Origin of the sequence: Arthrobacter sp. GCM10027362 (genome assembly GCF_042679445.1) — a bacterium.
Classification (GTDB): Bacteria; Actinomycetota; Actinomycetes; order Actinomycetales; family Micrococcaceae; genus Crystallibacter.
Genome location: NZ_JBHTML010000198.1, coordinates 1 through 6,946, shown reverse-complemented (window position 1 = coordinate 6,946; position 6,946 = coordinate 1). Strand labels below are relative to the sequence as shown.

General features: G+C 71.1%; 7 protein-coding genes. 6 read left to right on the top strand and 1 reads right to left on the bottom strand.

The features are described 5' to 3' along the window. The 6 genes from ACFQ36_RS19330 to ACFQ36_RS19305 form a co-directional block, all read left to right on the top strand. On the top strand, window positions 1–672 hold a 672-nt coding region (locus ACFQ36_RS19330), incomplete at its 5' end, for a zinc-binding dehydrogenase (RefSeq protein ID WP_377016588.1). Window positions 673–815: 143 nt separating this feature from the next. Continuing rightward, window positions 816–3,104 carry a carbon starvation CstA family protein gene (locus tag ACFQ36_RS19325; RefSeq protein WP_377016586.1) on the top strand — a complete coding sequence of 763 codons (2,289 nt, stop codon included), beginning with the start codon at window positions 816–818 and terminating at the stop codon, window positions 3,102–3,104. Further along, window positions 3,104–3,316, top strand: coding sequence for a YbdD/YjiX family protein (locus ACFQ36_RS19320; RefSeq protein ID WP_377016584.1), 213 nt, complete (start codon window positions 3,104–3,106; stop codon window positions 3,314–3,316). The genes ACFQ36_RS19325 and ACFQ36_RS19320 overlap by 1 nt, the downstream gene beginning before the upstream one ends. A 99-nt stretch (window positions 3,317–3,415) precedes the next feature. Continuing rightward, on the top strand, window positions 3,416–3,814 hold the full coding sequence (locus ACFQ36_RS19315; protein ID WP_377016582.1) for a sortase: 399 nt from the start codon (window positions 3,416–3,418) through the stop codon (window positions 3,812–3,814). Between the two features lie 74 nt (window positions 3,815–3,888). Beyond that, entirely contained in the window at window positions 3,889–4,512 is a 624-nt protein-coding gene (locus ACFQ36_RS19310) for a proteasome activator (protein WP_377016580.1), read from the top strand. Beyond that, the gene (locus tag ACFQ36_RS19305; protein ID WP_377016578.1) at window positions 4,513–4,983 is read left to right on the top strand and encodes a hypothetical protein; all 471 of its coding nucleotides are present in this window, start codon (window positions 4,513–4,515) and stop codon (window positions 4,981–4,983) included. A gap of 29 nt (window positions 4,984–5,012) precedes the next feature. Here ACFQ36_RS19305 and malQ read toward each other — a convergent pair. Beyond that, a partial coding sequence (gene malQ / locus ACFQ36_RS19300; protein WP_377016576.1) for a 4-alpha-glucanotransferase occupies window positions 5,013–6,946 on the bottom strand: 1,934 nt, incomplete at its 5' end.

Below are 6,946 nucleotides of genomic sequence, written 5' to 3'. Positions count from 1 at the left end.
TCTGTGCTGCCGGTGCCGGCCGGCGTGGACCTGGTGGCGGCGGCGGCCCTGCCCGAGGTGGCCGCCACGGTGTTCTCCAATCTGTTCATGGCCGCCGGCGTGCAGGCCGGCGAGAGCGTGCTGATCCACGGGGCGGCCGGCGGCATCGGCACCATGGCCGTGCAGCTGGTGCGCGCCTTCGGCGCGGTGCCCCTGGTGACCGCCGGCAGCCGGGCCAAACTCGACGTCGTCCGCGCCCTGGGCGCGGAGGTGCTGATCAACTACCGCGAGGAGGACTTCGTGGCCCGGGTCAAGGAAGCCACCGGCGGCCGCGGTGCGGATGTGATCCTCGATGTGGTCGGTGCCAAGTACCTGGCGCGCAATATCGACGCGCTGGCCACCGCCGGCCGGCTGGTGGTGATCGGGCTGCAGGGCGGGGCCAGGGCGGAACTGAACCTGGGCCAGCTGATGGCCAAGCGGGGCGCCATCATTGCCACCACGCTGCGGGCCCGGCCGGCGGAGGAGAAGGCCGCGATTATGCGGGCGGTGGCCGAGCATGTCTGGCCGCTGCTGGCATCCGGCGAGGTCGCGGCGCAGGTGGACCGGACGTTCCCGCTGGCCGCGGCGGCTGCCGCGCACGAATACTTCGATTCCGGGGACCACGTGGGCAAGGTCCTGCTGACCGTGTCCTGACCCTCCTGCGGACGGTTGCCGCCGGGCGCTATGTAACGGACTGCACGGCGCTGCTAGTGTGCTGTCCATACACAACCGGCCCCCTTTTCTCAAGAGATTTTCGGGAGATTTCCAGGGGACCCTGGCGAAAGGGTATAAGCGACATGTCACAGCAACGCCCGGTCCGGCCGGGACCCGGGGACCCGCACGACGTCCTGGTCCAGGACCCGAACCTGCCCCCCGTGGCCGTGGACCCGCAGCAGCTGGCCGAGCAGGAACGCAGGTGGCCGCCGGCAAAGATCATCCTCTGGGCCGGGATCGCCCTGCTCGGCGCGGTGGCCTGGAGCATTATCGCCTTCGTCCGGGGCGAAACCATCAATGCCATCTGGTTCGTGTTCGCAGCGGTCTGCACCTACATGATCGCCTACCGCTTCTACTCCAAGTTCATCGAGAACAAGATCACCAAGCCCAACGACCTGCGGGCGACCCCGGCCGAATACAAGGCGGACGGCAAGGACTACTCGGTGACCGACCGCCGGGTGCTCTACGGGCACCACTTCGCGGCCATTGCCGGCGCCGGGCCCCTGGTGGGGCCGGTCCTGGCCGCCCAGATGGGCTACCTGCCGGGCACCATCTGGATCATCGTCGGCGTGGTCCTGGCCGGGGCGGTGCAGGACTACCTGGTCCTGTTCTTCTCCATGCGCCGCGGCGGCCGGTCGCTGGGCCAGATGGCCCGCGAGGAGCTGGGAGTGATCGGCGGTACGGCGGCGCTGATCGCGACCCTGGCCATCATGGTCATCATCGTGGCGATCCTGGCCCTGGTGGTGGTCAACGCGCTCGGCGAGTCCCCGTGGGGGGTCTTCTCGGTGGCCATGACCATCCCGATCGCCCTGTTCATGGGCGTCTACCTGCGCTTCCTGCGCCCGGGCAAGGTCAGCGAGGTCTCCCTCATCGGCTTCATCCTGCTGCTGGCCGCAATCGCCGGCGGCGGACTGATCGCCGAAACCGGCTGGGGCCAGGCGGTCTTCACGCTGGACCGCACCACCATCGCCTGGGGCATCATCATCTACGGCTTCATCGCCGCCGTGCTGCCGGTGTGGCTGCTGCTGGCCCCGCGCGACTACCTGTCCACCTTCATGAAGATCGGCACCATCCTGATGCTGGCGGTGGCCATCGTGGTGGTCCGCCCCGAAATCAACGTGCCGGCGTTCAGCGAATTCGCCGGCCGCGCCGACGGGCCGGTGGTTCCCGGCACGCTCTTCCCGTTCCTGTTCGTGACCATCGCCTGCGGCGCGCTCTCCGGCTTCCATGCGCTGATTTCCTCCGGCACCACCCCGAAGATGGTACACAAGGAGCGGCAGACGCGCTTTATCGGCTACGGCGGCATGCTGATGGAGTCCTTCGTCGCCGTCATGGCGCTGGTGGCGGCCCTGTCCATCGACCGCGGCATCTACTTCGCCATGAACTCCTCCGCCGCCGCCACCGGCGGCACGGTGGAAGGCGCGGTGGCCTTCGTGAACAGCCTCGGGCTCTCCGGCGTGAACCTGACCCCGGACATGCTCACCACCCTGGCCGGCAACGTCGGCGAGCAATCGGTGGTGTCGCGTACCGGCGGGGCGCCGACCCTGGCCGTGGGCCTGTCCCAGATCATGCACGGCTTCATCGGCGGCGTCAGCATGATGGGCTTCTGGTACCACTTCGCCATCATGTTCGAGGCCCTGTTCATCCTCACTGCCGTGGATGCCGGCACCCGGGTGGCCCGGTTCATGCTGCAGGACACCATCGGCAACTTCCTCCCGAAGTTCAAGAACGTCTCCTGGCGGCCGGGGGTCTGGATCTGCACCGCCATCATGGTGGCCGCCTGGGGCTACATCCTCATCCTGGGCGTGACCGACCCGCTGGGCGGCATCAACACCTTCTTCCCGCTCTTCGGCATTGCCAACCAGCTGCTGGCGGCCATCGCGCTCGCGGTGTGCATGGCCATCGTCGCGAAGCAGGGGACGTTCAAGTGGCTGTGGATCGTTGCCGTGCCGCTGGCCTTCGCCGCGGTCATCACGATCTCGGCCTCGATCCTGAAGATCTTCTCCACGGATCCAAAGGTCGGCTACTGGGCCAACCACTTCGCCTACCGCGGCGCCCTGGACCGGGGCGAGACCAGCTTCGGCACCTCGACGAATGTGGCCTCCATGGAAGCGGTGGTGCGCAACACCTTCGTCCAGGGCACGCTGTCCATCGTGTTTGTGGTGCTGACCATCATCGTCATCCTGATGGCCATCATCGCCACGATCAAGTCCTGGCGCAGCGGCGGCGGCCCGAGCGCCGAGGAACCTGCCGTGGTCTCCCGGACCTACGCGCCGGCAGGGCTGATCCCCAGCCCGGCCGAGAAGCAGCTCGAGGCCCGGTGGAACGCGCTGCCGGTGGAGCACCGGCCGTTCCTGCACCGGAGCCACTGATGGCCGCGGCGGACCAGGCACCGGGCAGGCTGCGCAGCGGCTGGCAGGCGTTCGTCTGGTTCTTCAAGGGCGTCATGGGGGACAACGCCTACCAGACCTACCTTGACCATCACCGGGCCGCGCACCCGGGAACCGAACCGATGTCCGAGCGCGAATTCTGGCGGGACAAGATGGACCGCCAGGAGCACAATCCCCAGGGCCGCTGCTGCTGAACGGGTGAACGACGGCGGCTGCCCGCGCGGGCAGCCGCCGCCGTCCCCTGCCGGGTGTCGCAGCTGCCCGCCGCCCGTGCCGGGGCATAGCATCGGGCTATGTCCGATGTCCTGGATGCGGTCGGCCTGATCTCCGAGGTGCTCACCTGGGTGGCGCTCGGGCCGGGACTGCTGTTACTGCTCGCCGGCGGGACCGCCCGGTGGGCCGGCGCGCGCTGGTGCAGCGCCGACGGGGTGGCGTTCGTTGACGGTGCCCGCCGCGGGGTGCGCTGGTTTGATGACAAGCACGGCTTCCTGGAGGGTGTTGTTCGCGCCGGAGACGGTGCGGGCCCGGCCGCCGGAACCGACGTGCTGGTCTACTATGACGCCCGGAACCCGGCCCGCTGGCAGGTCGACGAGCCGCAGCCGCCCGGGCACACCCTGCTGCTGCTGGGCAAGATCCTCACCGGCGTCGGCGTCCTGGCCGCGGCTGCCGGGCTGGTGGTGATGGCCTTCTGAGAACTTCCTTAACGAAACGGATTCGGGCCGGCACCCCTGGCCGTCCCGCCGTCCCCGTCTGGCAAGATGAAACCATGAGCGAAGAGCAGGCAACGCAGCCGGAAGAACAGGTGCTCGAGGGCGCCCTCGCCGCCGACGACATGCAGGAGCCCGGACAGGAGCAGCGGGCCCGGCCGGACCGGGACGAAAAACGCAGGCCCTCCTCCCTGCACGATTTGGTGGACGAACCGGCCAAGGTGATGCGCATCGGGGCCATGATCCGCCAGTTGCTCGAGGAGGTGCGCAGCGCCCCGCTCGACGACGGCGCCCGCCGCCGGCTGGCCGAGATCCACGCCCGCTCCATCAAGGAACTGCAGGACGGGCTGGCCCCCGAGCTGGTCGACGAGCTGAACCGGATCGACCTGCCCTTCCCGCACGACATCACCCCCACGGATGCGGAACTGCGCATCGCCCAAGCCCAGCTCGTTGGCTGGCTCGAAGGCCTCTTCCACGGCATCCAGACGGCCATCGCCGCCCAGCAGGCGGCCAACCAGCACCTGGCGGCGCAGCTGCAGCTGCGCCAGCTGCCGCCGGGCACCATGATCGCCGAGGGCGTCGTCACCGGCGAGGACGGCGTGCCGCGGCGCGCCGCCGGCTCCGAAACCGAGAACGCGCCGCGTGCGGAAAGCCGGCACGCCGGCCCCGGCCAGTACCTGTAGGTGCCGCTCTTCGGGGCCGCCCGGCAGGCCCGCCGGGACGACAAGGAACTGGGCAAGGGGATCTGGCGCCGCCTGCATGACCGGTACCGGCGCGGCCTGGACCGCTACCACCAGGTCCTCGAGGGGGTGGCGGACGAGGACCTCTACGCCGAACTGGTGCAGATTGCCAACGAGCTGTCCGGCCGGCTGCCCGAGGTGCGCCGCTGCTGCATGGCGGCCCAGCGCGAGGCACCCGGTGAGGGCATGGAGATCCCCGGCGGCCGCCTCGGACGCATGCACCGGTACCTGTCCAAGGCGGGCAATTCGCTGGCTGCGGCGGCCGAGGCGGTGGCCATGGCCAGGCTGGACAGCGAGCGGCGCCCGCCGGACACCACCGGTGCCCGGCCGCCGATCGAGATTGTCCGGCGCCAGGCCGCGGTGGTGCTGGAGGATGTTGCCGAAGCCGTCCGCTGCCTCGGCGCGCCGGACTAGCCGCCCGGTGGCCGACGCACCGAGGCCGGTTACCGGCGCAGGCCTTCCTCCACCGCCGCCAGCAGCGTGTCGAACCGGGGGTCCGCGGCCAGGTCCTCCAGCAGCACCGGCTTGCCCGCGGCATCGGCCAGCGGCACCTGCCAGTTCGGGTACTCGTCCCGGGTCCCCGGCTGGTTCTGCGCCCGGCGCTCGCCGACGGCGTCCACCAGGGACACGCCCAGCAGCACGGACGGGGACTGTGCCAGCAGCCGGTACAGCGCCTCGATGACCTGCCCGTCCGGCAGCGAGCCGGCCTCCTCCGGCAGCAGCCCGCGCCGGCGGGCCAGGTCCAGGACTGCAGCCAGGGACTCCTCGTGCAGGGCCTGCTCGTCCTCCAGCGCCCGGTTCAGCAGCCCCAGCTGCTGCCGCAGCCGGACATGGTCCCCGGCCAGGTAGCCGGCCGTCGGCGGCAGGTCGTGCGTGTTGACGCTGGCCAGGCACAGCGTGCGGTACCGTTCCGGCGGCAGCGGCGCGCCGTCGTCGTCGTACTCGAACCAGAGGATGGAGGTGCCCAGGATGCCGCGCTCGGCCAGGTAGCCGCGCACCCACGGCTCCACGGTGCCCAGGTCCTCGCCGATGACCACGGCGCCGGCGCGCTGGGCCTCGAGCGCGAGGATGCCCACCAGCGCCTCGTGGTCGTAGTAAACGTAGGCGCCGTCGCCGGGGGAGTTGCCCTCCGGCACCCACCACAGCCGGAACAGGCCCAGCACGTGGTCCACCCGCACGCCGCCGGCATGGCGCAGCACGGTGCGCAGCATGTCGCGGAACGGCGCGTAGCCGGCCTCGGCCAGCCGCTGCGGATGCCACGGCGGCTGCGACCAGTCCTGGCCCTGCTGGTTGTACATATCCGGCGGGGCGCCCACGCTGACCCCGGATGCCAGCACCGGCCGCAGCGTCCAGGCGTCGGCGCTGGACAGGTCCGCGCCGACGGCCAGGTCATGCACCACGCCCAGCCGCATGCCGGACGCCGCGGCCGCCCGCTGGGCCGATTCCAGCTGTTCGTCGCAGAGCCACTGCAGCCAGCAGTGGAAGCCGATCCGCTCCGCCAGCCGGCCGCGCGCCTCCCCGGCCTGCACCGAGAGCGGCCCCGCCGCGGCGTCCTGCCAGAACGGGTCCTCCGGGCCCCGTTCCTCGCGCAGCGCGCACCAGAGCGCAAAATCCTCCAGCCCGGCCCCCTGTTCGGCGCGAAAGGCCTCGAAGGCGGCCTGCCGGGCCGGCGAGCGCCGCACCGTGTACAGCAGCTGAAGCGCCTGCAGCTTTGCGGCGTACGCGGCGTCGCGGTCCAGCCGGCCGGCGTCCTTGTTCAGCCGGCGCACCTGCTTGGCCAGCCTGGCCACCTGCCGGCGCTTCTTCGACTTGAGGTAGGCCAGCTCCGGCACGGCCTCGATCCGCAGGTACAGCGGATTGAAGAACCGCCGGGTGGACGGCGAGTAGGGGGAGGGCTGCAGCGGCGGGGCCGGTTCGGCCGCGTGCAGCGGATTCACCAGCACGAAGTCCGCCCCGCGCCCGCCGGCCAGGGCGGCCAGGTCCGCCAGGTCCGCGAAGTCGCCGATCCCCCAGGAGCGCTTGGACCGCACCGAGTACAGCTGCGCGGCCAGGCCCCAGCCCCGCCGCTGCTCCAGCGGTGCCGCCGTGGCCAGCCGCTGCGGGACGACGACGAGGCCGGCCGTCGCCTGTACGTCGCCGGAGACGGCGTGCAGGGTGTGCCAGCCCAGCGGCAGGTCCCGCGGCAGTTCGAAGGTCGCCCGGCCGGTCAGCACGCCGTCGACCTCCCGCGGGTCCACCCAGATGTCACGCTGGACGGGGTGGTGCCTGCCGCCATCCTCGGCCTCGATCCAGAGCCGGTCCGGCTCGCCGTGCCGGACCTGGACCGGCACCAGCGTTTCGGCGCCGGCGCGGCCGACGACGGCGAGCGGCAGCGGAT